Here is a 25,644-nt window from a genome sequence, read left to right on the forward strand (position 1 = left end):
CCGCGTATCCTAGCATCAACCTGTGACCAGATTCTGCGGTTTACCTGCCGCCCAGCGGATGATGTTGTCGAGCGTCGTGGCGGCGATCGCGTCCAGCGCTTCACGGGTGAGAAAGGCCTGGTGCGCAGTGACGATGACGTTGGGAAAGGTCAGCAGTCGGGCCAGTACATCGTCTTGCAATGGCAGGTCGGAGCGGTCCTCGAAGAACAGCTGTGCTTCCTCCTCATAGACGTCCAGGCCGAGGTAGCCGAGCTGGCCGCTTTTCAGCGCATCGATCAGCGCCGGGGTGTCGACCAGTGCGCCCCGACCGGTGTTGATCAGCATCGAACCAGGCTGCAGCTCGGCCAGGCTGCGGGCGTTGATCAGGTGCTTGGTCTGCTCGGTCAGTGGGCAGTGCAGGCTGATGATCCTGGACTGGCGCAGTAACTCGGGCAGTTCCAGGTAGCGTGCGCCAAGGGCCTGCAGCTCGGGATTGGGGTAGGGGTCGTAGGCCAGCAACTGGCAGCCGAACCCGGCCATGATGCGGGCGAAGGCCACCCCGATCTGGCCGGTGCCGACCACGCCGACGGTCTTGCCGTGGAGGTCGAACCCGGTTAGCCCATGCAAGGTGAAGTCACCCTCGCGGGTGCGGTTGTAGGCGCGGTGCAGGCGTCGGTTCAGGGCCAGGATCAACGCCACGGCATGCTCGGCCACGGCATGCGGCGAGTAGGCAGGCACCCGCACCACGGCCAGGCCCAGGCGCTGCGCGGCCTCCAGGTCGACATGATTGTAGCCGGCCGAACGCAGGGCGATCAGCCGCGTGCCTCCGGCGGCCAGGCGCTCCAGTACCTGGGCGTCCAGTTCGTCATTGATGAACGCGCAGACGACCTCGTAGCCCAGGGCCAGCGCGGCGGTGTCGAGGGTCAGGCGGGCGGACTGGAAGTGCAGGTCCATTGCGCTGTCGCGGGCGGCCTGGGTGAAGCTTTCCTGATCGTAGTGCTGGCTGCTGAACAACAGGGTGCGCATGGGTGGGGTTCCTTGTCTTTTGAGAGGGGCCAGCCTTGGATTGTTGGGATGGTCATGAGAGCGAGCGCCGAACACCTCAAGTCGAACACGCCCGCTCCGCCAACCGATCGATCGCCGCATCCAGTTCATCCAGCGCCTGCTGCGCCTGGGGATTTTCCTGCTTGAGCAAGGTCTCGCTGCGCTGGCAGGCTGCGCGTAACTGGGGGACGCCGCAATAACGCGTGGCACCGTTGAGACGATGGACCTGTTCGATCAGCACGCTCCGATTATCGGTTTCACGTGCGCTGCGAATGGCTTGCTGGTCGCTCTGCAGCGACGCCAACAGCATGGCCAGCATGTCGGCGGCCAGGTCCGCTTTGCCAGCGGCCAGGCGCAAGCCCTCCTCGGGGTCGAGTACCGGCAGCTCGCGAGGGTCGCCGGATTGTTCGCTGGCCAGTTCCGGCGGTGAGGCACCCAGGCTCATGCCGGTCCACTTCATCACCACCTGGGCCAGTTGCCGCTCGCTGATCGGTTTGGTCAGGTAGTCGTCCATGCCACTGTGAAGCAAGGCGCGCTTCTCGTTGGCCATGGCGTGGGCGGTGAGGGCGACGATCGGTAAGGGGCTCGCGCTGCGGGTGTTCTCCCACTGGCGGATCTGTTCGGTACAGGCCCGCCCGTCCATGCCGGGCATCTGCACGTCCATCAGCACCAGGTCGAACGGTTCGTCCTGCACTGCCTGGACGGCGGCCACGCCGCTGTCCACCGCCAACACCTCGGCGCCGAGGTCTTCGAGCAGGGTCTTGACCAACAGCAGGTTGGCGGCGTTGTCGTCGACACAGAGAATCTTCGGCGTTTGTTGCCCGCTGCCGTTGGCTGTCTCGCCCAACGGCCGGCGCGGTTGTACCAACTCCAGCAACAGGCGGCGCAGCTTGCGTGTGCAACTGGGTTTGGACAGCAGTTGGCCGTGGCCATTGGGCAGGTACGGGTGGTAAAGCGCCTGTTCGGTGGTAGGGCAGAGCACCACGCATTGGCACTGGTGTCGCTCCAGTTGTTGGTGGTAATGGCCCAACTGCTCCGGCGAGAGGGTTCCCAGGTTGGCCCCCAGCACTGCGAAGTCGAAGGGCTGCCCAGCCTGGCTCGCGGCCTGGACTGCATGCAGCAGTTGGTCGAACGAGCCGAACAGGGTGACACTCAGGCCACAGTCCTCGAGCTGGTGCTCCAAGGCCTGGCGTGCCAGATCGTGGCCGTCGACGATGGCTGCACGCAGTCCCAGCAAGGGTTGCAGCGGGCGTTCTTCGGTGTCGTCGTGGGCCTTGGGCAGGTTCAGGCTGATCCAGAACTCCGAGCCCTCGCCCGGTGTGCTGTCGACGCCGATCTCGCCGCCCATCTGCTCGATCAGGCGCTTGGAAATCACCAGGCCCAACCCGGTGCCTCCGGGCTGGCGGGCCAACGAGTTGTCGGCCTGGCTGAAGGCTTGGAACAAGGTGCGCACATCCTGCGGCGACAGGCCGATGCCGGTGTCCTGCACGCTGATGCGCAACTGCGCGCTGTCTTCCTGCTCGTCGTCGAGCATGGCGCGCACGACGATGGTGCCTTCGCGGGTGAACTTGATGGCGTTGCTGACCAGGTTGGTGAGGATCTGCTTGAGGCGCAGCGGGTCGCCGATCATCGAGGTCGGCGTGTCGCGGTAGATCAGGCTGAGCAACTCGAGCTGTTTGGCATGGGCAGCCGGGGCGAGGATGGTCAGGGTGTCCTGGATCAGGTCGCGCAGGTTGAACGGAATGCTGTCGAGCACCAGCTTGCCGGCCTCGATCTTGGAGAAGTCGAGGATCTCGTTGATGATCCCCAGCAGATTGTCGGCGGATTTCTCGATGGTGCCCAGGTAGTCGAGCTGACGCGGGGTCATCTCGCTCTTTTGCAGCAAATGGGTGAAGCCGAGGATTCCATTGAGCGGTGTGCGGATCTCGTGGCTCATGTTGGCCAGGAATTCCGACTTGATGCGGCTCGCTTCCAGGGCTTCCTTGCGCGCCATGTCCAGCTCGATGTTCTGGATTTCGATGGTCTCGAGGTTCTGGCGCACGTCCTCGGTGGCCTGGTCGATGCTGTGCTGCAGCTCCTCGTGGGCACTGTGCAGGGTTTCGGCCATGCGGTTGATGCCGCCGGCCAGTTCGTCCAGCTCATGGCTGCCCAGGGTCGGCAGGCGCTCTTCGAGGTGCCCGTCCTTGAGTTGGTTGACCGCATGCTTGATGCGCGCGATGGGGTCGTTGATCGCCCGGCTCATGCGCAGGGCCAGCAAGCCGCTCAAGACCAGGCAGACCAGAATCAGCAACAGACTGGTGAACAGGTTGCGATAGCCGCGCAGCAGGGTGCCGTCGTGGGACAGTTCGATCTCGACCCAGCCCAGCAGGCGCTCGGCTTCGGCCGGCACGGCGTCGGTGGCCAGGTCGCGATGATGGCCGAACACTGGCATCAGGTAGCGCGTGGCATCGTTACCGCTGCGCTCCAGCACCTGCGTGCCGGTTCCGCCGCTGGGAGGCCGGTTGAGCATGCTCGGGCCGGCGTGGGCCACGCGCGTGCGGTCCGGGGCGAGGAACGCCACGGCGCGCACATCGGCTTGCTCCAGGGTCTGCGCGGCGATCCGCTCGAGCTGCGGCACGGCGTCCCGGGCCAGAGCCGGTGCCGCCAGCGGCGCAAGTTGCTCGGCGATCATCTTGCCGCGCTGGAGCAATTGGGTGCGCAGTTCACTCTGCTGCAGCCAGGTGAAATAGCTTCCCAGCACCAAAGCCATCAGGCTGGCGGGGAGCAGGGCCAACAGCAGGACCCGGCTTCTGATTCCCAAACGATCGAGCACACCTGTCTCCTGTCATGTGCCTGCACGCCGCCTGCGTGGCGGATCAAAGCGGAAAGTTACTCCGCTCGCAGGCGTAATGCATCCTTTGTATAGCTTGGCTTCGCTTCTGCCGAGCGGTGGTCGATGGGCTGTTGCCTGAATGGCTTGCATGCTCAATAATTGCGCAATTGAGAATGTATGGCAGTTGCCAATGAATCCCGTATCTATTCACGCCTCCAGTATCCTCGCCATCGAGGACGACCCGGTGCTCGGCGCCTACCTGCACGAGGAGCTACAGCGCGGTGGTTTTCACGTCACCTGGTGCCGCAACGGCCTGGATGGCCTGGAGGTCGCCGGTCGGCAGGCGTTCGACGTGGTCCTGATGGACATCCTGCTGCCCGGCCTCAACGGCCTGGATGCGCTGGCACAACTGCGTCGGCATAGTGCCACGCCGGTGATCCTGATGTCCGCCCTGGGTGCCGAGGCCGATCGCATCAGTGGCTTCCAGCGCGGTGCCGATGATTACCTGCCCAAGCCGTTCAGCATGGCCGAACTGCAGGTGCGCATCGAGGCAATTCTGCGCCGCGTCGCCCTGGAGCGCCGCCGTCAGCCGGTGCCTGAGCCGGCCAGTGGCGATCTGTGCTTCGACGAAGATGCCTGCGATGTCAGCCTGGGTGGTCGTTGCGCCGGGCTCACGCCCAGTGAATACCGCCTGCTGGAGGTACTGCACCGCAATGTGGATGAGGTGTTGAGCAAGCCCTTCCTTTATCAGCACGTTCTACAGCGTGGCTATTCGCGGCATGACCGCAGCCTCGACATGCATGTGAGCCAGATCCGCCGCAAGCTCAAGGCCATCGGCTACCTCGAACGGCAGATCCGCACCGTATGGGGCAAGGGCTACGTGCTCAGTGCCGGCGAGTTGGGCTGAACCATGCTCGACCGTCGCTCGCTGTTCTGGAAACTGGCCATCCTGCTGGTGGGTTTCTGCCTGTTGATGATCGGCCTGAGCTACACCTGGGGCCGGCACATGGAAACCCGCAACGCGTTTCTCAGCGAGCCGGCCCGGCAGGTGCTGCGTGGCTATGCCGCCGAGGCCGAGCAGGCCTGGCGCAGCGGCGGACGGGCAGGGCTGGACCGTTGGGTGGCCGACATGCATCAGCGCGAGCGGGGCTGGATCGGGGTGTTGGACCTGCATCTGCGCCCCCTCGACAGCGCCATTCTCGGTCCGCAGATCATGCAGCGCCTGACCCGCCTGCGCGGTGCCGACTGGCCCATGAGTCGACGCGCCATCGACCAGCCCTGGCTAAGCCTGCCGTTTCCGCAGGCCCCGGAGCAAGGCATGCTGGTGATGGAGTTGCCGCAGCGTTTCAATCCGGGCCAGTACCGGGTGTTCTGGCGGATCGTCACCAATGGCGTGATTCCGGGTCTGTTCACCCTGCTGTTGTGCGTGGGGCTCTACCGCATGCTGATCGTCCCGCTCAACCAGTTGCGCGAGCAGGCCAATGCCTGGCGCGCCGACCAACTCTCGGCGCGGTTGGACGCGCGGACCATTGCTCGCCACGACGAACTCGGCGAGCTGGCCCGGGCCTTCGACCAGATGGCCGAGCGCCTGCAGGGCACGGTAGCGATGCAGCAGCAATTATTGCGCGACCTCTCCCACGAAATGCGCACCCCCCTGAGCCGCCTGCGCGTGGCCTGCGACGGTGAAACCGACCTGCAGCGCCTGCGCGAACGCCTGGAACGCGAGGTCGACTGCATGCAGCAACTGGTCGAAGGTACCTTGCAATTGGCCTGGCAGGACGCCGAACGGGCACCGATGAGTCTCGAGCCAATCCAGGTCCAGGCCCTCTGGGATCTGCTGGCCGAGGATGCCTGCTATGAAAGCGGCTGGTCGTTGGAGCGACTGCGCTGCGAACTGCCGGCTGATTGCTGGGTCCAGGGCAACCTCAATCATCTGGCCCAGGCATTGGAGAACATGCTGCGCAACGCCATTCGTCATTCGCCGGAAAATGCCCAGGTGCATCTGGGTGGCCTGCGCGAGGGAGGCTACTGGCGGCTATGGCTGGAAGACCAGGGCGGCGGTGTGGCGGAGCAGGACCTTGAGCGGATTTTCGCACCGTTCTCCCGACTCGATGGCTCCCGACCCGGGGATGGCGGTTTCGGTCTTGGGTTGAGCATCGCCCGTAGTGCCCTCCAGCGTCAGGGCGGGGCCTTGTGGGCGGAAAACGGCAAGCATGGGCTGCGCCTGTGCATGCGTCTGAAGGCGCATACGGTTGCCGAAACGGCATCGTCAGCTACCCGCGCAGTCCATCAGGAGATGGCGTTATAGCTTGTAGCTATAGCGACCACAGATTGCGTGATATGGCCACGGAAGGTTTGCCGGTATGATAGGCGCCCCTGCCGTCCGGATTGTGAAGCACGCCATGACCTTGCAGTACCCAACCATCGCCGATTGCGTCGGCAATACGCCTCTGGTTCGCCTGCAGCGCATCGCTGGCGAAACCAGCAATACCCTCCTGCTCAAGCTCGAAGGTAACAATCCTGCCGGCTCGGTGAAGGACCGCCCGGCGCTGTCGATGATCGTTCGCGCCGAATTGCGCGGCCAGATCAAGCCTGGCGACACCCTGATCGAAGCCACTTCCGGCAACACCGGCATCGCTTTGGCGATGGCGGCTGCGATCAAGGGTTACAAGATGATCCTGATCATGCCCGACAACTCCACGGCAGAGCGCAAGGCGGCGATGACCGCCTATGGCGCCGAGCTGATCCTGGTGACCAAGGAGGAGGGTATGGAGGGTGCCCGTGACCTGGCCGAGAGACTGCAGGCCGAAGGCCGTGGCGTGGTGCTCGATCAGTTCGCCAACGGCGACAATCCGATCGCCCACTACACCAGCACTGGCCCGGAGATCTGGCAGCAGACCCAGGGCACCATCACCCATTTCGTCAGCTCCATGGGAACCACCGGCACCATCATGGGGTGCTCGCAGTACCTCAAGGAGCAGAACCCCAACGTGCAGATCGTCGGTCTGCAGCCGATGGAAGGCTCGGCCATCCCTGGCATCCGTCGCTGGCCCGAGGCATACCTGCCGAAGATCTTCGACGCTACCCGCGTCGATCGCGTCCTGGACATGTCCCAGCAGGAAGCCGAGGACACCACGCGCCGCCTGGCCCGTGAAGAGGGTATTTTCTGTGGCGTGTCGTCCGGCGGCGCTGTCGCAGGCATGCTGCGGCTGTCCCGTGAAGTGGAAAATGCCGTGATGGTCGCGATCATCTGTGACCGTGGCGATCGTTACCTGTCCTCCGGCCTGTTCGACCCGCGCTAAATGTCCAGAAAGAAACCCAATACCGGCCTGCGCTTCCAGCCAGCCGGTGGCAACCGCACGCCCCAGGTCCCTGTGGGCAAGAAGCAGCGCCTGGATATCGAGCGCCTGGCCGGTGACGGTCGTGGCATCGCCTTCCTCGAAGGGCGTACCTGGTTCGTCAGTGGCGCCCTGGCCGGAGAAGCGGTCGAAGCCCGTGTGCTCAACGCCCGTGGCAAGGTGGTCGAGGCCCGTCTGGAGCGGGTCCTGCAAGCCAGCCCCGAGCGCCGCGAGCCACCGTGCCGGTTCTACCACCGCTGTGGCGGCTGCAACCTGCAGCATCTGCCGCATGAGGCTCAGTTGGCGCTCAAGCAGCGCACCCTGGCCGAGCAACTGCAGCGTGTCGCTGGCGTACAACCCGATGCCTGGGCCGCGCCGTTGACCGGGCCGGAGTTCGGCTACCGTCGCCGGGCGCGGGTTGCCGTGCGATGGGACGTCAAGGCCCGTCGCCTGGATGTCGGGTTCCGTGCCGAAGCCAGCCAGGAAATTGTCGCTATTGATGACTGCGCCGTTCTGGTACAGCCTTTGCAGACTATTCTTCGTCATCTACCGACCGTGTTGCGCTCGCTGAGCAAGCCCCAGGTCATCGGCCATGTGGAGTTGTTCAGCGGCACGGCCGAGGCGGTGCTGGTGCGTCACGTCGCTCCGTTGCCGGACGATGATTTGGCACGTCTGCGTGCCTTCTGCGACGAAGCAGGTGCGCAGTTGTGGTTGCAAGGAGAGGGCGAGCCGGCCCCGGTCGATGCCGCTGCCACGCTGGGTTTTGCCCTGGCACCGTGGCAACTGGAACTGGCCTGGCGCCCGGGCGACTTCGTCCAGGTCAACGCCGAGGTCAACACGGCGATGATCGAGCAAGCCCTGGCCTGGCTCGCACCCCAGGCCGACGAGCGGGTCCTGGACCTGTTCTGCGGTCTGGGCAACTTCGCCCTGCCGCTGGCTCGGCAGGCACGCGAAGTGGTGGCGGTGGAAGGTGTGCAGGCCATGGTCGACAGGGCCGAGGCCAATGCCCGAAACAACGCAGTGCATAACGCCGCGTTTTTTCAGGCCGATTTATCGCAGCCTTTGGCAGGCGCCGGATGGGCCGCCGAAGGCTTTTCTGCGGTACTCTTGGATCCACCGCGTGACGGTGCTTTCGAGGTGGTGCAAGGCATCGCTCGCCTCAAGGCCAAGCGCCTGGTCTACGTTTCGTGCAATCCGGCCACGCTGGCACGAGACACCCAGGTACTGGTCGCCCAAGGGTATCGGTTAAAAAGGGCCGGGATCCTCGACATGTTTCCTCAGACGGCGCATGTCGAGGCCATGGCGTTATTCGAAGCGGGCTAGCGAGCTGGCCCCTTGGTGCGGCTTCCAGGGACTGGAAGCTACACGGTGATCGCCAGCGCACCCGGGTGGTGCGCTGTATGGAAAGGTAAAACAAAGATGGTACAGGTGAGAGTGCACCAGCCGGTCAACACCGACGGCAGTATCAATCTCGAAGCATGGTTGGATCATGTGGTGAGCGTGGACTCGGCATTGGACCGAGTGGCGCTGAAAGAAGCCTGCGAGTTCGCCCACGAGATCGAAAAGAAGGGCAACCCGGCCAAGCATTCCTGGGCCGATGGTACGTCCAGCTTCCAGGCAGGTCTGGAAATCGCGGAAATTCTCGCCGACCTCAAGCTCGACCAGGACTCGCTGGTCGCGGCGGTGATCTACCGCTCGGTGCGTGAAGGCAAGGTGACCCTGGCCGAGGTCGGTCAGCGGTTCGGCCCGGTGGTGTCCAAGCTGATCGACGGTGTCCTGCGCATGGCCGCCATCAGTGCCAGTCTCAGCCCTCGCCAGTCGCTGGTGCTGGGCTCCCAGGCGCAGGTCGAGAACCTGCGCAAGATGCTGGTGGCGATGGTCGACGACGTCCGCGTGGCGTTGATCAAGCTGGCCGAGCGTACCTGTGCGATTCGTGCAGTGAAGGGCGCCGACGACGAAAAACGCCTGCGTGTGGCACGCGAAGTGTTCGACATCTATGCGCCACTGGCCCACCGCCTGGGTATCGGTCACATCAAATGGGAGCTGGAAGACCTGTCCTTCCGCTACCTCGAGCCCGATCAGTACAAGCAGATCGCCAAGCTGTTGCATGAGCGCCGGTTGGACCGCGAGCGCTTCATCACCGACGTGATGAGCCAACTGCAGAACGAGCTGCTGGCCACCGGCGTGAAGGCCGACATCAGTGGCCGGGCCAAACACATCTATTCGATCTGGCGCAAGATGCAGCGCAAAGGCCTGGAATTCAGCCAGATCTACGACGTGCGCGCGGTGCGGGTGCTGGTGCCGGAGGTGCGGGACTGCTATACCGCGCTGGGCATCGTCCACACCCTGTGGCGGCACATTCCCAAGGAATTCGACGACTATATCGCCAACCCCAAGGAAAACGGCTATCGCTCGCTGCACACCGCGGTGATCGGCCCCGAGGGCAAGGTACTGGAAGTGCAGATCCGTACCCACGGCATGCACGAGGAAGCCGAACTTGGCGTCTGCGCCCACTGGCGCTACAAGGGCACCGACGTCAAGTCCAGCTCCAACCACTACGAAGAGAAGATCTCCTGGCTGCGCCAGGTGCTCGAATGGCATGAAGAGCTGGGCGACATCGGTGGTCTGGCCGAGCAATTGCGCGTCGATATCGAGCCCGACCGGGTCTACGTGTTCACCCCCGACGGCCACGCCATCGACCTGCCCAAGGGGGCGACGCCACTGGACTTCGCCTATCGGGTGCATACCGAGATCGGTCACAACTGCCGCGGCGCCAAGATCAACGGGCGTATCGTACCGCTGAACTACAGCCTGCAGACCGGCGAGCAGGTGGAGATCATCACCAGCAAGCACGGCAACCCGAGCCGCGACTGGCTGAACTCCAACCTGGGCTATGTGACCACCTCGCGGGCCCGGGCCAAGATCGTCCACTGGTTCAAACTCCAGGCCCGCGACCAGAACGTCGCCGCCGGCAAGACCCTGCTCGAGCGCGAGCTCAGCCGCTTGGGGCTGCCTCAGGTCGACTTCGAGCGCCTGGCGGAAAAAACCAACGTCAAGACTGCCGAGGACATGTTCGCTGCGCTTGGGGCCGGCGACCTGCGCCTGGCGCACCTGGTCAATGCCGCCCAGCAGTTGCTGGAGCCTGAACGCATCGAGCAGATCGAGCTGCCGGTGCGCAAGCCCACCGGCATGCGCACCGGCAAGCGTGGCGATATCCAGATCCAGGGTGTCGGCAACCTGCTCACGCAGATGGCCGGCTGCTGCCAGCCGCTGCCTGGTGACGCCATCGTGGGCTACATCACCCAGGGGCGCGGCGTCAGCATCCATCGCCAGGACTGCGCATCGGTGCTGCAGCTGGCCGGGCGTGAGCCGGAACGGATGATCCAGGTGAGTTGGGGGCCGATCCCGGTGCAGACCTACCCGGTCGACATCGTCATTCGTGCCTATGACCGGCCAGGGCTGCTGCGCGATGTGTCGCAGGTGTTGCTCAATGAGAAGATCAACGTGTTGGCGGTCAATACCCGCTCGAACAAGGAAGACAACACCGCCCTGATGTCGCTGACCATCGAGATCCCTGGCCTGGATGCCCTCGGGCGTTTGCTGGGCAGGATCTCGCAGTTGCCGAACATCATCGAGACGCGGCGTAATCGAACCCCTTGAGATCACGGCGCGCCCTTCGCGGGCAAGCCCGCTCCCACAGGTGGAATGCACCCTGGTTCAAGCAGGGTAACGGTGGGAGCGGGCTTGCCCCGCGAAGAGGTTGTCACTGAAGGACCTGCTTACATGACCTACACCCTCGAAGACCTGCTGCACCTCATGGCTCGCCTGCGCGATCCGCAGCATGGCTGCCCATGGGACTTGAAGCAGAACTACGCGAGCATCGTCCCGCACACCCTCGAAGAGGCCTACGAGGTGGCCGATACCATCGAGCGTGGCGATTTCGAGCACCTGCAAGGTGAGCTTGGCGATTTACTGTTCCAGGTGGTCTATTACAGCCAGCTGGCGCGGGAGGAGGGGCGCTTCGAGTTCGACGGCGTGGTCGACGGCATCACCCGCAAGCTGATCCGCCGCCACCCCCATGTATTTCCCACCGGCGAACTCTACGCGCCGCTGGATACGCCCAGCCTGAGCGAGGCCCAGGTCAAGTCGCGCTGGGAAGAGATCAAGGCCGAGGAGCGCGCCGAAAAAAGCACCCCCGAACAGCTTTCGCTGCTCGACGACGTGCCGGCCGCCTTGCCTGCGTTGTCGCGTGCGGCAAAACTGCAGAAGCGTGCGGCCACGGTCGGTTTCGACTGGCCGCACGCCCTGCCGGTGCTGGACAAAGTCCGCGAGGAGCTCGACGAAGTCTTGCAGGCCATGGCCGCTGGTGACAGCGATGCCCTCGAAGACGAGCTCGGCGACTTGCTGTTCGCCACCGTCAACCTGGCCCGTCACCTCAAGCACGATCCGGAAAATGCCCTGCGTCGAGCCAATCGCAAGTTCGAGCGACGCTTCCGCTTCATCGAACAGGCGTTGCGCGACAGCGGCCGACCGATCGAAGATTGTAACCTTGACGAATTGGATGCCCTTTGGGGAGAAGCCAAGCGTCAGGAAAAGAACCTGCCCAGCTGCGGCTGAGCTGATGCATAAGTGAGTGAAAACATGAGCCTTTCCCTTCGCGACCAATTGCTCAAAGCCGGTCTGGTCAACCAGAAACAGGTTTCCCAGGCCAACAAGGCCGAGAAGAAACAAAAACGCCTGGAGCACAAAGGCCAGGTCGAGGTAGACGACACCCAGCAACGTCTGGCCAAGGAAGCCATGGCCGAAAAGGCCAAGCGTGACCAGGAACTGAACCGCCAGCAGCAGGAAAAAGCCGAGCAGAAAGCCCGTGCCGCGCAGATCAAGCAACTGATCGAAGCGACCCGGCTGCCCAAGCTGACCACCGAGGACTACTACAACTTCGTCGACGACAAGAAGGTCAAGCGCATTGCCGTCAACGCGTTGATGCGGAGCAAACTGAGCAACGGTTCGCTGGCCATCGTCTCTCACGGCGGCGGCTACGAGGTGATTCCGCGTGAGGCGGCGGTGAAGATCCAGGAGCGCGATCCCAATCGCATCCTGCTGCTCAACACCCATGTCGAGGAAGCGGACGAGGACGATCCGTATGCGGCCTACAAGATCCCGGACGACCTGATGTGGTAAAGACGAGAAACCCCGCCTGAGCGGGGTTTTCTTTGCAAAGTCTGTGTTATTGCGTAGCGCGCTGGCTTTCCAGCTCTTCGAGTTCTGCACGGTACAGATGGGCTTCCTGTTCACTGTGGAACATCCCCACCAATTCGCCTTGTTGGTGCACATCCCAGATCCGCACGCCAGCGGCCACGCCTTCGTGGGACATTTTCGATTCGTCGCGTTCAGTTACATGGACAGTCATCGTTAAACTCCACTGCTTGAGGTTGGCTGCGACACTGTGTCGCACAATCCCTTTATAGAGTTTGTTAGCAGCCTAAGTAAGTGAAACGGCCATGAAACAAGTTTCATGGAACCCTGGCCCATGCAGCAAAAAGCCCCGCACAAGGCGGGGCTTCGGGGTTGTAGCAGGTTTGGCTCAGTTGCCTTTGACCGACTTGCCATCGACGGTGCCGTCCTGCAGCACGATCACATATTCCTTGCCGTCGGTCTCGACCTGGCGCAACTGCACCAGCAGATAGTCCCAGTCCTTGGCGAACCATAGCTCGGTAATACGCTTGCTCTGACTCGGATCGCGCACGCGCTCGACCTTGACCGCATCGACCTGGCCGGTCTTGGTGGTCACCTTCTCGGTGCCCAGTACACGGAAGTCGTAGGTGTCGATCTCATCACCGTCAACGACCTGGTAAGTCATGCTCTTCTTGCCGGCAGCGACATCATGCTGCAGGGCCAGTTGGTAGGACGACTTGTCCAACACGCCGCGGTTGAGTGGCAGGGTGATGGCATCGCCACGGTCCTTGCCGGTGACCTTCTTGCTCGACCAGTCGAAGTCCAGGTCGACCTTCTTGGCCTTGCCCAGCCCACCGCGCTCGAAGTGGTACTTCTGCGGCAGCAGGGTGTCGTTTTCCATGCGCAGGGTGCTTTGCTCGGTCAGGCTGGCGATCATCATGGAAGCCTTGAAATTAAGGTCCCAGGTACCGTTGGCATTCTTGACCAGGCTGCGCTCGGCGGTACCGCTCATGGGCAGCTGCTTCCAGTCGGCGGTGTAGCTGGCCGAGAAAGGCTTCAGTTCAGCTGCCTGGAGGGGCAGGGCGAGCACGGCGAGAGCCAAGAGCAGGGCGCGACGCATAAATTCTCCTAGGGTCGGATCAAATGACCACTGGCCGGCAGCGGTTGGTCGTCCAGTAACGCACCCTGTTCGCCCAGGCGCAAGCGTCCTTGGGCAAACCAGTGCACCGCCAGTGGGTAGATCTGGTGTTCCTGATGGTGGACGCGCTGGGCCAGGCTGTCGGCTGTGTCGCCAGGCGCCACGGGTACCACTGCCTGTACGACCAGGGGCCCGCCATCGAGTTCCTCGGTGACGAAGTGTACGCTGCAGCCGTGCTCGACGTCGCCTGCCTCCAGTGCCCGACGGTGGGTATGCAAGCCCTTGTACTTGGGCAGCAATGACGGGTGGATGTTGAGCAGGCGGCCCTGGTAGTGGCGTACGAAACCGCCACTGAGGATACGCATGAAGCCGGCGAGCACCACCAGATCCGGAGCGAAGCCGTCGATGTGCGCCATCAGGGCGGCATCGAAGGCTTCGCGGTCATCGAACCCGGCGTGCTCGAGCACCACCGTGTCGATGCCGGCGGCTGCGGCTCGCTGCAGGCCATAGGCGTCGGCGCGGTTGGACACCACCGCGCGAATGCGTACCGGGCTGTTCTCGGCGCTGCTGCTGTCGATCAGGGCTTGCAGGTTGCTGCCGGAACCCGACAGCAGTACCACTACGTTGCAAGGCGTGCTCGGCATCAGTGTGCCTTGAGGTTGTTCAGCACGACCTGGGCGGCACCTTCGGCTGCCTCGGCGATGTGGCCGATGACCCATGGCTGCTCACCGGCGGCGCGCAGTTCGTCCAGGGCGGCTTCGACCTGATCCTGGGCGACGCAGATGACCATGCCGACGCCACAGTTCAGCACACGGTGCATTTCGTGTTCGTCGACGTTGCCTTTTTCCTGCAGGAAGTCGAATACCGCCGGGCGCTGCCAGCTCGCCACGTCGACCACTGCCTGGGCGTTTTTCGGCAGCACGCGCGGGATGTTGTCCAGCAGGCCGCCACCGGTGATGTGAGCCATGGCCTTGACCGCGCCGGTGTTCTTGATCAGTTGCAGCAGCGGCTTGACGTAGATGCGGGTCGGGGCCATCAGCAGGTCGGTCAGCGGCTTGCCGTCGAGCTGGGTGTTCTCGATGTCGGTGGCCGAGACTTCGAGGATCTTGCGGATCAGCGAGTAGCCGTTGGAGTGCGGGCCCGAGGAGGGCAGAGCGATCAGCGCGTCGCCAGTGGCGACCTTGGAGCCGTCGATGATCTCGGCTTTTTCCACCACGCCGACGCAGAAGCCGGCCAGGTCGTAGTCTTCGCCTTCGTACATACCCGGCATTTCGGCGGTTTCACCGCCGACCAGCGAGCAGCCGGCCAGTTCGCAACCGGCACCGATGCCGGTGACCACGGTGGCAGCCACGTCGACGTTGAGCTTGCCGGTGGCATAGTAATCGAGGAAGAACAGCGGCTCGGCGCCGCAGACCACCAGGTCGTTGACACACATGGCGACCAGATCCTGGCCGATGCTGTCGTGCTTGTTCAGGTTCAGCGCCAGGCGCAGCTTGGTGCCGACGCCGTCGGTGCCGGAGACCAGCACCGGCTGCTTGTAGCCGGCCGGGATCTCGCAGAGGGCGCCGAAGCCACCCAGGCCACCCATGACTTCAGGGCGTGCGGTGCGCTTGGCGACGCCCTTGATGCGTTCGACCAGTGCTTCGCCGGCGTCGATGTCTACACCGGCGTCCTTGTAGCTCAGGGAGGGTTGCTTGCTCATTGATCCAGGCCTTTAGGAGGGAGGGATTCTAAAAACGACCGCGACGGCCAAGGCCGGCATTGAAGCGGCGGCTGCCTGAAACGTCAGAGGTCTGTGAAGGCGCGCGATTTTATCAGGGTTGCCGTGCAGCGGCCATCCTCAGGCCGACGGGCAGGCCATCAAAACATGAAATAAGGCGCTTTGCAGGGCTGCGACTGGTTGCCGCCCGGGTGGCTGTATAAGGTATAGGAAAGGCTGCGGCACGAAATGCCCGCCCAAGGGGAGCGTTTCGCTTCGTCGGCGGTCACAGCCAGCACGACGGGCCCCGCGCCATTAGTCACCCGGACAGGAATTCCCCATGCGCTTTATCAACATCTCGGTAGCTGTATGCCTGGCCCTGGCCAGCGTCGCCACGCAAGCTGCAACCGTCCCCGGTCTTTATCAAGTTCGTGAGCCACTCGATGGCCAAGGCGCCGAGGCACGTACCCAGGCCACCGGCAAAGCCCTGGAAACCCTCGTACTGCGCCTGACCGGTGACCCCAAGGCGGTGCAGAGTCCGGCGTTGGCGGCATTGCGCAAGGACCCGCAACAGATCATCAACCAGGTCGGGACCGACGCCGGCCCGCCTGAATCGCTGATGGTGGAGTTCGATCCCGGGAGCACCGAGCGCGCCCTGCGCCAGGCCGGCCTGGCATTGTGGGGGAGCAACCGACCGTCGATCATCGGTTGGTGGCTGAACGATACCGTCGAAGGTAGCACCCTGGTGGGCGACGGCCAGTCCAGTGCCGAACCCCTGCGCCGCGCAGCCCAGCACCGCGGGTTGCCACTGCGCCTGCCGCTGGCTGACCTGCAAGAGCAACTGGTGGCCAATGCCGAGCAACTTGAAGGCAGCGACGTGGCCCCCCTGCGCAGCGCGTCCGAGCGTTACGCCGCCGATGCGCTGCTGGCTGTGCATGCCCGTGAAGCGGACGGCAAGTGGCAGGGTAAGTGGCAATTGTGGCTCGGCGACCAGCACGAACAGGGTAACGCCGAAGGCTCTGATCCCGCGGCCCTGGCCGATGCCGTGATGCTGGCCGTGAGCAGTCGCCTGGCACCGCGCTACGTGACCAAGCCCGGTGCCAGCGGCGAACTGCAGGTGCAGTTCCAGGGCGTCAACCTGCAGCGTTACGCCGAGCTGGGGCGTGTGCTCGAGCCTTACGGGCCGCGCCTGCAGATGGCCGAGGGCAATACCTTGACCTACGGCGTGACCGCCAACCGTGAGCAACTACGGGCCCAGTTGAGTCTGGCCAAGCTTCAGGAAGCCCCGGCCGAGTCGGTATCCACTCCCAGCCCTGTGCCGGAGGTCACCCCGGCCCCAGGCAGCGAACCGCCGTCGAATCCGCCCAAGCCCTTCGATGGCTTGCGTTTTCGCTGGTAAGGGGAGCCGAGCATGATGGATTCGCGCCGTTGGATCTGGCTGGGTATCGCCCTGTTGCTGGCTGCACTGCTGTACAGCCTGCATAACATCCTGTCACCTTTTCTGGTGGGCATTCTCCTGGCGTACCTGGCCGACCCGTTGGTCGACCGCCTGGAGCGCATGGGCCTGTCGCGCACCTGGGGTGTGATCGTGGTATTCGGTCTGTTCACACTGGTGTTGCTGGCCTTGCTGCTGGTGCTCATCCCGATGCTGGCCAGGCAGCTGCTGCGCCTCTACGAGCTGGCGCCGCAGATGCTCGACTGGCTGCAGCACGTGGCCCTGCCATGGGTCCAGAGCCGCCTCGGGCTGGCCGATGGCTTCTGGAAGTTCGACAAGATCAAGGAAGCGATCGGCGCGCACATGGGGCAGACTACCGATATCGTCGGTGTACTGTTGTCCCATGCCACGGCATCGAGCCTGGCCCTGATGGCCTGGCTGGCCAATCTGGTGTTGATCCCGGTGGTGGGGTTCTACCTGCTGCGCGACTGGGACCTGATGATGGCCAAGCTGCGCAGCCTGTTGCCTCGCCATCGTGAAGAGCGAGTGGTGGGTCTGGCAGGGGAATGCCATGAAGTGCTTGGCGCTTTCGTGCGCGGGCAACTGCTGGTGATGGTCGCGCTGGGCTTCATCTATTCTGCCGGCCTGATGTTGGTTGGCCTGGAGCTGGGGCTGTTGATCGGTATGCTCGCCGGGCTAGCGGCGATCGTACCGTACATGGGGTTCATCATCGGCATCGGCGCAGCCCTGGTGGCCGGTTTGTTCCAGTTCGGCGGCGACCTGTACCCGATGCTGGGTATCGTCGCCGTGTTCATGGTCGGCCAAGCCCTTGAAGGCATGGTCCTGACGCCCCTGCTGGTGGGCGACCGCATCGGTCTGCACCCGGTGGCGGTGATCTTCGCCATCCTGGCCGGCGGCGAGCTGTTCGGCTTCACCGGGGTGCTGCTGGCGCTGCCGGTGGCGGCGGTGATCATGGTGCTGCTGCGCCATGTGCACGGGCTGTACAAAGACTCGGACATGTATGCCGGAGATGTGGACCCGGAACTCTAACGAGCCGGGGGGGACTCCCAGCGGTTGCGGATCTTGGCGCAACTCGTTGATTTTCCTTGGGGTCTGCGCCTGTGCGATTGTGCCGCCCGCGCTGCAGGTATAGACTTTGCACACTGTTCAGCAAGGGTCCCCCCGACCGCCCGTCAGCATGAAACCGATCCAGTTGCCCCTGGGTGTGCGTCTACGCGATGACGCCACCTTCATCAACTATTATCCGGGCGCCAATGCCGCGGCGTTGGGCTATGTCGAGCGGTTATGCGAGGCCGATGCCGGCTGGACCGAAAGCCTGATTTATCTCTGGGGCAAACAGGGCGTCGGTCGTACCCACTTGCTGCAAGCAGCCACCCACCGCTTCCAGCAACTGGGCGAACCGGCCGTCTACCTGCCATTGGCGCAGTTGCTCGATCGCGGTGTCGAACTGCTCGATCACCTGGAGCAGTACGAACTGGTGTGCATCGATGACCTGCATGTCATCGCCGGCAAAGCCGATTGGGAAGAGGCCATGTTCCATCTGTTCAACCGCTTGCGTGACAGCGGTCGAAGGCTGCTGCTGGCCGCCTCCAGTTCGCCCCGGGAGTTGCCGATCAAGCTCGCCGACCTGAAGTCCCGGCTGACCCTGGCACTGATCTTCCAGATGCGCGGTATGTCCGATGAGGACAAGCTTCGCGCCCTGCAATTGCGTGCCTCTCGGCGCGGCCTGCACCTGACCGATGAGGTGGGGCACTTCATCCTGACCCGAGGGACGCGCAGCATGAGTGCGTTGTTCGACTTGCTCGAGCGTCTCGACCAGGCATCGTTGCAGGCGCAACGTAAGCTCACCATCCCTTTCCTCAAGGAAACACTGGGCTGGTAGGCCCCGGAAAACCTGGGCTGCAGCCGCAAACAGAAAAAGTCACATCTTTTTCGATAAAATTTGCAAATGATCCTGATAGAAGGCATAGTCGCATCCTTCTAAAGGATTACAGACACGGTCGTGCCCATGCTCAAGCGCTTCGCACCCCTCGTGCCACTCGCACTCGTGACTCTGCTGTTCGGCTGCGCCTCCCAGGGCCCGGTTTCGCAACCTGCAGATCACCCCTCGGTCACCGCTCAAGCGGCCGCCAAGGTCAGCCCGCCTGCTTCGTCCGTCTTCGGCGAAGAGGAAGTGGCCACTGACGATGACCTCCAAGCATTCTCCAGCAGCAAGCCCTACCAGTTGCCGGCACTGGCCGACAGCATTCTCGAGCGCGGCATGTCGTTGATCGGCACCCGCTACCGCTTTGGCGGTACCTCGGAAAAATCGGGTTTCGACTGCAGCGGTTTCATCGGCTACCTGTTCCGTGAAGAAGCCGGCATGACCCTGCCGCGCTCGACCCGCGAAATGATCAACGTCGATGCCCCGAAAGTGGCCCGCAACAAACTCAAGCCAGGCGACTTGCTGTTCTTCAGCACCAATGGCCGCGGCCGCGTCAGCCATGCCGGTATCTACCTGGGTGACAACCAGTTCATCCATTCCAGCAGCCGCCGCAGCGGTGGCGTGCGCATCGATAATCTCGGTGATCGCTACTGGAGCAAGACGTTCATCGAGGCCAAGCGTGCCTTGGCCATGGCGCCGACCAATATCGCGCGCAACTGATATCAAATTGATATATCCTCCCACGGCGGCGATGCTTTGAAAAAAAGCTCGCCGCCGTGCGCATTTACAGAAAGCGTCTAATCTAAATTCTCAACTCTTTTCGGCTGCGGCCGTTCGGTCTCAGACAGGATGCTTTGGCCATGGCGATGATGGCGCGTTTTGCAATTCTCTCCCTGGCGGCACTGCTTGCCGCCTGTTCCAGTCGTGCCCCTGCACCCGCGCCGGTGGTGCAGCCGCAGGTCAGCTACAACAGCCAGGCCGAGGCCTCGCCGGTGGCGGCCGACGTGCTGATCCGCGCGATCGGTCTGGTCGGCACGCCGTACCGCTGGGGCGGCAATACGCCGGATGCCGGCTTCGACTGCAGCGGTCTGATCGGTTATGTCTACCGTGATGCCGCTGGCATCAGCCTGCCCCGTACCACCCGGGACATGATCGTCATGCGTGCGCCAAGCGTGCCGCTCAATGCGCTGCAATCGGGCGATCTGGTGTTCTTCGCCACCAATGGCGGTTCGCAGGTGAGCCATGCCGGCATCTACGTGGGTGAAGGCCGCTTCGTCCATGCGCCTTCCTCAGGCGGCACCGTGCGTCTGGACTACCTCTCCAACAGCTACTGGTCCAAGGCCTACCTGCAGGCCAAGCGCGTGATTCCTTCGGGGCACCTGGCACAGAACCCCTGACTGGCCGGCATGCCCCTGTACCATGACCCGTCGCCAGGATTTCGGCGATAGGTCGTAGCCATGTACCGCCTGTCGAAGGCGTGCGCTGCAAGCATGTGCGCTCGATAACGACATCGGGGTAGTACATGACCGAAACAACAGCGCGCGTGCAGCATGACTTCCAGGCTCTGGGGAATGGCAAGGCCCTGGTCGATTTGATCGACCGACTGCTCGAAAGCTATCCGGACCCATTCGTGGCGGCCAACGAGCACGCCAAGCGCCTATTACTCAAGCACACCGGCAGGAAGATCGACCCACGCTTTGTCTGGTGGCATCAGTTCGACACTGCGCAAACCAGTAATCGCACGTTCTCCGGGTGGCAGCACAGTGGGTCGCCAGTAGCGTCGATCAGTCTGGTCGAGCTGGTGATTCAGCGCTTCGACCTGCGTTTTCAATATGCGCCCGACGAACTAGACGTCTATGGCGGCTTCTATCGCCAGGGCGCCCATGCCAGGGTATTCGACGAGCGCAACGAGGTCGCCATGCTTGGCAGCGCGGTGCAGCAGGATCTGTGGGCGCTGGACTTCGCCGCGCAGTACCGGAGTACGGTCGAGCAATTCATCGCCACTTATGGCGACGAGTTTCGCGTGCTCGCCAAGGTCACGTTGCTCGCCCATGGCGAGCGGGCCGGCCGGGCAGGGCGTATCGGCACGACCGACCTGGCACGCCTGCGTAACCTGGTGATCGCCGGTTTGGCGCCGCGGCAGATGCCGACGGTCGAGCAGCTGCGTGAGCAAAGTCTGTCGACGGAGCTGACGATAAAGTCCTGCGAGTTGGTCAGCCAGGGCCGGGATTGTTTTTTCACCTTGCAGGCCAATGATGGTCGCAGTCTGCTGTGGCGACCCTGGGCGGTGGATGGCTTACGCGGGTTCGCCGACGAGATGGCGATGGTGAAGTGGTTGCGCCAGGAGCTGCGTGACGAAGATATGCTGACCGCCTACGCCGAGGCGGCGGTGGAAGATCTGCGGGATCAGGCTCGCCTCGTCGAAGCCAAAGGGGTTTTGCGCAGCCTGGCCAACAGCCGAACGGACGACGGTGCCTTGGCGGTCTTGCAGTTCAGGCAGCGATCGCTCCAGGGCAGTCTTTTTGCCCACATGGCCGAGCAAGCGAGCCAGGAGTTGGTGAGCAATGGCCGGGACATGCTCGCCAACGATGACCTGCGCAAGGCCATGCTGCGCGGTTACCTCTCGGCGTTTCTCAACGTGTTCGCCGGGTTCGCGCCCTTGGGATGGCCTGTCGCACTGACCATACTCGGCGCAACCTTCGTCAAGGTGGCGCTCGACGTCGATGCCGCAGCCCGTGCAAGGGATGCGCAAGCGCGCAAGGATGCCTTACGCCAGGCCATGCTCGAAAGCCTGTTCGGTGCGCTGTACCTGTCCGATCTCGGCTTCCAGTCCAGCTTCGCCCTGCTGGCTTTTCAGGCGCCGATGCATGAAGCCCATGCCTCGCTTGGCCAGTGGCGGGTGGCCGCATCGCCGAACCTGTTGCTGGCGGACATCGACGTCAACGAACTGCTGCTGGCGGAGCGGATCAGCGAAGGCCCCCTCCAGGGCATCCAGGTGCGCTCCGATGGCAGTACCTGGATCGCCATGCACGGTTTGAACTACCGCGTGCGCTACAGCCAGGACCTGGCAACCTGGTTGATCGTGCCGGCAGACAACCCTTTCGCGCTCGCGCCGTTACGGCCAGTGAAGCTCGATGGCAATGGCGAGTGGCAGTTGCTCGAGCGACCGGCGTTGGCTGGCGTCAGCCCGCCGCAGAACACGGTTCTGCCCAGCGAGCAGTCGGCGCTTTGGGACGAATACGTCAAGTTCGATGGTACCCGCAGTCAAACCGTGTCGGCCCGCGCCCTGGGTCGCCAGAAGCGTTTGCTCAAGGACGCCACTATCACCACGATGAGCCCAACTCAGGTACCGGACCTGGACAGCCACGGTCTGGATTGCCTGATGAAGGATGGCGTCCCGGAGTACAGCTATCGTGACGCCAATGGGCGCTATTTCAATGCCTTGATCGAGTACTACACCGACAGCGATGCAAAAATCAACGATGTGTTCCGCACAGGCAGCTATCGCTATGGTGACGAGGACGATTACATCAGGGATCTGGCCAATACCTTGCAGGAGCTGCCAAGCAACAATGAAGTCACGCTGTTCAGAGGTGGCAGTACCCATCGAGGTACGGGCGGGTTGCATTTCCGTGACGGTCGGGTTGGTGTCGGCGACGTGCTGATCAATACCGACTTCACCTCCTTCACCGAGAACCCCTACATGGCTCCGGGTTTCGCTGCCGAGTTGATCAACGAGGGCGAGCAACATTGGCGATTCGATGACAGCTCTGTGATCTTCGAGTTGCCCGCCGGGCACTACCAGAGCGGCACACCGATCAGCGCGTTCTCAATGTACTGGGACGAAGCGGAAACCCTGTTCCTGCCCGGCCACTACTTTCGTGTCGAGGCGCTCAAGCAGGTGTATGGAGAGGGCTATCGTTTCATCCTGGTATCGCTGAGCGAGATTCCCAAGCCGGCCGCCGGGCCGGTCTACGATCTGCGCACCGGCGAGTTGTTCGACAAGGCGCTGTTCAGCCTCAGGCTGCGCGTGCAGGCATTGGCCGATCGGTTTTTTCCGGCCTGAAGGCAGCGCCCTAACTATCTAACGCCTCCTCGGGCGTGGGGCTGGTCAGCATGTCGTCTCCTTTCAATGTTCTTGGAGACGATCATGCTGGATGTTCTAGCTGGGTTGCGGCACAACCTCAAGGTAATGGGGTGTGCGCGTGAGCTTGCCAAGCTCGCGGACGACCTGCTGCGTGACTACCCCGAGCCCCTGACCCTCGCCCGTCGTCAGGCCCGCACGATCCTGCAACGCCACACCGGTAAGCAATGGGATCCGGATCATGTGTGGTGGCACCAATTCAATACGGCCGTCTCGAGCCCGCGCAGTTTCACCGGTTTCGTCCACTATCAGCGGCCGATCAAGTCGTTGCGCTTTACCGAGTTGATGATCGAGCGCTTCTCCCCGGGCTTTCAGGAGGCCAGCGACGAGCTCGAGCTGTATGGCGGTTTCTATCGTCAGGGGCCCGATGCCACCGCCTTCGACGAGCACAATGAAGTACCGCTGCTGGGGCGGGATGTTCAGCACGATTTCTGGGCGCTGGATTTCGGCCAGCAGGTCCGCGAGCAGGTTGACGCATTCTGGGTCGCCCATGGCCAGGGCTTCCAATTGCTGGCCAAGGTCAGCTGGCTTGCCCAGTGCAAGGCTGCCCAGCGCGACGGCTTGATCGGCAGCGAGGATGCCGATGCCCTGCGTGCCGAGGTGGCGCAAGCGTTCACCGATGCCAGCCTGGTGCCGACGATGGCGCTGTTGCGCTCAGGCGCCAGCGCCGGTCTTTGGTCGGTCAATGCTTACCCGGGCACCGCCCTGGGCACTGCCGGGTTCTACCTGTTGCACGGTGCCGAGGGGCGCGTGGTGTGGTACATGCCCTACGACCGCCAACCACTGCGCGCCTTTGCCAGCGGCAACGACCTTGCGCATTGGCTGCGTCTGCGCTTGCAGACGCCGGCAGGCTTCGATCAGGTACTGCAACAGGTGGCACCTGATCCAAGCCTGGATGTCGATACCGATGTTGCCCGTACCGCACTGCGGCAGTTGGCCGACAGCGCCGACGACGTCAGCGCGTGGGCGCTGATCCAGGCGCGCTGCAGGCCGGTTAGCGGAGGTCTGTTCGCCAAGCTAGCAGCGGATGCCGCGCAGAACATGCGCCGCACCGCTGAAATGATCACCGACAACCACCGCTTGCGCGAAGCGATGTTCAGCGGCTACCTCGCCGTCGGGATTCGCTTTGCCTGCTACTTCGCGCCCCTGCTGGGTGGTCTGGGTCTGGCCGGCGCTGCGCTGGGCACACTGAAGCTGGCGGTCGACCTCGACCTGGTCACCCAGGCGCGCACGCTGCGCGAGCGCAACGCCAGTCTCCGCGCGGCCATCATGGATGCGATCTTCGTCACCTTGAGCATGGTGGAAATGAACGCTGCGACCCTGGCCAGCCATGCTTCCGTTGCCTACATGTCGCCGTTTCATGAAGCGGAGGTCTCTTTGGCCGAGTGGAGCGAAGCCGCTTCGCCCCAGGAAGCCCTGCGGGGGCAGGAGGGTAATGAAGTCCTCGACGACAAGTGGGTTGGCAGCGACGAGTTGCGTGGCATCCGGGTCGGCGACAACGGCGCTTGCTGGATCGAACTGGACGGACTGCCTTACCGTGTGCGTTACAGCAATGAGCTCAAGCATTGGCTGATCGTCGACCCTGACAATCCGTTCGCCTTCGGCCCCCTGCGTCCGGTGCGTCTGGATGCTCAGGGCCGATGGCGCTTGCTGGAGCCACCGCGCTTGATCGGCGGGTCGCCACCGGTAGTGTCCAGCGCCGAACCGTCTGCGTTCTGGGACGAGTACATGCGCCTCGACGAAGCGCGCAGCGTCGCCATGTCCGATGCAGCTCTGGCGCGACATGAAGCGTTGCTCGAAGGGCAGCAGATTGCCCAGGTGGAGCATGAAAGCGACCTTCACGTCGATGGCGAAGGCTTCAGCTATGCCGATGATGAAGGTGTGCCCGAGTACACCTACAAGCTCGATGGCCAATACCGCAACGGGCTTATCGAGATCTACACGGCGGACGACTCGATCAACGACTATCTGCGCCACGGTACGCGCGATTTCACGGCTGCCGATGAAGTCTCCTTCCTCAACAAGCTCGCTGACTCGATGGAATTGCTGCCAACCAGCCCACAGGTGCCGCTGTTCCGCGGGGGGCATGGGGTGCGCGGCACCAGTGGCCAGGCGCTGCGCGGCGGGCCGTTGCAGGTGGGGGACACCTTGGTCAACACCGACCTGATGTCCTTCACTGAAAATCCGTACGAAGTCCGGCAGTTCGCCTCCGACCCCGAGCAGCAGGCGAGCAGTGGCCAGGCCGGTTTGTTCGACGACACCTCGGTGGTCTTTGAATTGCCCGCGGGGGCCTACAGCAAGGGGGTACCGATAACGGCGTTTTCGGCCAACCGTCTCGAGTCGGAGACCTTGTTCTTGCCCGGCTCGTACTTTCGCATCGAGGCGCTGACTGAAATCGCCGGTGTGGACTATCGGTTCCTCAAGGTCAAGTTACGCCAGGTGGCCAAGCCACAGGATGCCGTAGTGTACGAATTGCGCACCGGTCAGGCCTTCGACAAAGCGGCCTATACCCAGCGCCTGGGTGACGCGGAACTGGTCGAGCGCTTTTTCGGCGCCTGATCGGCGCTGCCAACCGGGGCGGGCGATCGGGTGTGGGCCGATTCACCCGTGTTCGATTGACGCTCCGGGTGCAACCCTCTAACCTTCGCGGCGTGTTTCAGGTGCCCTGCCAGCTTGTCTGGGCAGGGTGAAACTGGGAAGTCGGTGGGCGCCAGCAAGGCGCGATTCCGGCGCTGCCCCCGCAACGGTAGGTGAGATGATGGTCGCGCATGGCCACTGGGTAGCGGTACCCGGGAAGGCGCGCAGGCCTGGGACCCGTTCCCACTCACGAGCCCGGAGACCGGCCTGTTACTGCCAACGGCATCACGGAGGGTGATGCGCGGTGCACCGTGGCCCGTGGCCGCGGCTCCTGCGCGTTCTCCGTTTGCCTGCCTAT

Annotated in this window: 20 protein-coding genes and 1 riboswitch; of the genes, 14 read left to right on the forward strand and 6 right to left on the reverse strand. The window is 63.3% G+C overall.

Annotated features, from left to right (window positions below; genetic code table 11):
* Positions 1 to 15: 15 nt before the first annotated feature.
* Positions 16 to 1,005, reverse strand: coding sequence for a 2-hydroxyacid dehydrogenase (locus E2H86_RS22645; protein WP_133331752.1), 990 nt, complete (start codon positions 1,003 to 1,005; stop codon positions 16 to 18).
* Between the two features lie 76 nt (positions 1,006 to 1,081).
* The gene (locus tag E2H86_RS22650) at positions 1,082 to 3,835 is read right to left on the reverse strand and encodes a response regulator (protein ID WP_133331753.1); all 2,754 of its coding nucleotides are present in this window, start codon (positions 3,833 to 3,835) and stop codon (positions 1,082 to 1,084) included.
* 190 nt (positions 3,836 to 4,025) lie between these two features.
* Between E2H86_RS22650 and E2H86_RS22655 the strand changes: the two genes are divergently transcribed.
* The 7 genes from E2H86_RS22655 to E2H86_RS22685 all read left to right on the forward strand — a co-directional run bounded on the left by E2H86_RS22655 (position 4,026) and on the right by E2H86_RS22685 (position 12,354).
* Positions 4,026 to 4,742 (forward strand): response regulator transcription factor, encoded by a 717-nt coding sequence (locus tag E2H86_RS22655; protein ID WP_133331754.1) that lies wholly within the window; start codon positions 4,026 to 4,028, stop codon positions 4,740 to 4,742.
* A 3-nt stretch (positions 4,743 to 4,745) separates the two neighbouring features.
* Positions 4,746 to 6,143 carry a sensor histidine kinase gene (locus tag E2H86_RS22660; RefSeq protein WP_133331755.1) on the forward strand — a complete coding sequence of 466 codons (1,398 nt, stop codon included), beginning with the start codon at positions 4,746 to 4,748 and terminating at the stop codon, positions 6,141 to 6,143.
* A gap of 94 nt (positions 6,144 to 6,237) precedes the next feature.
* Complete coding sequence (gene cysM, locus E2H86_RS22665) at positions 6,238 to 7,137, forward strand: cysteine synthase CysM (protein ID WP_133331756.1); 900 nt, start codon at positions 6,238 to 6,240, stop codon at positions 7,135 to 7,137.
* Positions 7,138 to 8,496, forward strand: a complete 1,359-nt coding sequence (gene rlmD / locus E2H86_RS22670) for a 23S rRNA (uracil(1939)-C(5))-methyltransferase RlmD (protein ID WP_133331757.1) — start codon at positions 7,138 to 7,140, stop codon at positions 8,494 to 8,496.
* A 96-nt stretch (positions 8,497 to 8,592) separates the two neighbouring features.
* Positions 8,593 to 10,833, forward strand: coding sequence for a GTP diphosphokinase (relA, locus tag E2H86_RS22675; RefSeq protein ID WP_133331758.1), 2,241 nt, complete (start codon positions 8,593 to 8,595; stop codon positions 10,831 to 10,833).
* 123 nt (positions 10,834 to 10,956) lie between these two features.
* Positions 10,957 to 11,790, forward strand: a complete 834-nt coding sequence (gene mazG / locus E2H86_RS22680) for a nucleoside triphosphate pyrophosphohydrolase (RefSeq protein ID WP_133331759.1) — start codon at positions 10,957 to 10,959, stop codon at positions 11,788 to 11,790.
* Between the two features lie 24 nt (positions 11,791 to 11,814).
* Positions 11,815 to 12,354, forward strand: coding sequence for a DUF2058 domain-containing protein (locus tag E2H86_RS22685; RefSeq protein WP_133331760.1), 540 nt, complete (start codon positions 11,815 to 11,817; stop codon positions 12,352 to 12,354).
* Between the two features lie 46 nt (positions 12,355 to 12,400).
* Here the strand turns inward: E2H86_RS22685 and E2H86_RS22690 are convergent, their stop codons facing one another.
* The 4 genes from E2H86_RS22690 to purM form a co-directional block, all read right to left on the reverse strand.
* The gene (locus E2H86_RS22690; RefSeq protein WP_133331761.1) at positions 12,401 to 12,583 is read right to left on the reverse strand and encodes a hypothetical protein; all 183 of its coding nucleotides are present in this window, start codon (positions 12,581 to 12,583) and stop codon (positions 12,401 to 12,403) included.
* A 174-nt stretch (positions 12,584 to 12,757) separates the two neighbouring features.
* Positions 12,758 to 13,468, reverse strand: coding sequence for a DUF3108 domain-containing protein (locus E2H86_RS22695; protein WP_133331762.1), 711 nt, complete (start codon positions 13,466 to 13,468; stop codon positions 12,758 to 12,760).
* Positions 13,469 to 13,476: 8 nt separating this feature from the next.
* Positions 13,477 to 14,130, reverse strand: a complete 654-nt coding sequence (gene purN / locus E2H86_RS22700; protein ID WP_133331763.1) for a phosphoribosylglycinamide formyltransferase — start codon at positions 14,128 to 14,130, stop codon at positions 13,477 to 13,479.
* Complete coding sequence (gene purM, locus E2H86_RS22705; RefSeq protein WP_133331764.1) at positions 14,130 to 15,188, reverse strand: phosphoribosylformylglycinamidine cyclo-ligase; 1,059 nt, start codon at positions 15,186 to 15,188, stop codon at positions 14,130 to 14,132. The genes purN and purM overlap by 1 nt, the downstream gene beginning before the upstream one ends.
* Before the next feature lie 337 nt (positions 15,189 to 15,525).
* Between purM and E2H86_RS22710 the strand changes: the two genes are divergently transcribed.
* From E2H86_RS22710 to E2H86_RS22740, 7 genes are all read left to right on the forward strand, one after another.
* Entirely contained in the window at positions 15,526 to 16,584 is a 1,059-nt protein-coding gene (locus E2H86_RS22710; protein ID WP_133331765.1) for a DUF2066 domain-containing protein, read from the forward strand.
* Between the two features lie 12 nt (positions 16,585 to 16,596).
* The gene (locus E2H86_RS22715; protein ID WP_133331766.1) at positions 16,597 to 17,670 is read left to right on the forward strand and encodes an AI-2E family transporter; all 1,074 of its coding nucleotides are present in this window, start codon (positions 16,597 to 16,599) and stop codon (positions 17,668 to 17,670) included.
* Positions 17,671 to 17,818: 148 nt separating this feature from the next.
* Positions 17,819 to 18,523 (forward strand): DnaA regulatory inactivator Hda, encoded by a 705-nt coding sequence (gene hda, locus E2H86_RS22720; protein WP_133331767.1) that lies wholly within the window; start codon positions 17,819 to 17,821, stop codon positions 18,521 to 18,523.
* Positions 18,524 to 18,649: 126 nt separating this feature from the next.
* A complete protein-coding gene (locus E2H86_RS22725) occupies positions 18,650 to 19,285 on the forward strand; it encodes a C40 family peptidase (RefSeq protein WP_133331768.1) in 636 nt (211 codons plus the stop codon).
* Between the two features lie 140 nt (positions 19,286 to 19,425).
* Positions 19,426 to 19,962 (forward strand): C40 family peptidase, encoded by a 537-nt coding sequence (locus E2H86_RS22730; RefSeq protein ID WP_133331769.1) that lies wholly within the window; start codon positions 19,426 to 19,428, stop codon positions 19,960 to 19,962.
* A 125-nt stretch (positions 19,963 to 20,087) separates the two neighbouring features.
* A complete protein-coding gene (locus tag E2H86_RS22735) occupies positions 20,088 to 22,631 on the forward strand; it encodes a dermonecrotic toxin domain-containing protein (protein WP_133331770.1) in 2,544 nt (847 codons plus the stop codon).
* 84 nt (positions 22,632 to 22,715) lie between these two features.
* On the forward strand, positions 22,716 to 25,268 hold the full coding sequence (locus tag E2H86_RS22740; protein WP_133331771.1) for a dermonecrotic toxin domain-containing protein: 2,553 nt from the start codon (positions 22,716 to 22,718) through the stop codon (positions 25,266 to 25,268).
* A gap of 82 nt (positions 25,269 to 25,350) precedes the next feature.
* Positions 25,351 to 25,571: riboswitch (cobalamin riboswitch) on the forward strand.
* Positions 25,572 to 25,644: the final 73 nt, after the last annotated feature.

It is taken from the genome of Pseudomonas putida, from assembly GCF_004357765.1.
Lineage (GTDB): Bacteria > Pseudomonadota > Gammaproteobacteria > Pseudomonadales > Pseudomonadaceae > Aquipseudomonas > Aquipseudomonas putida_U.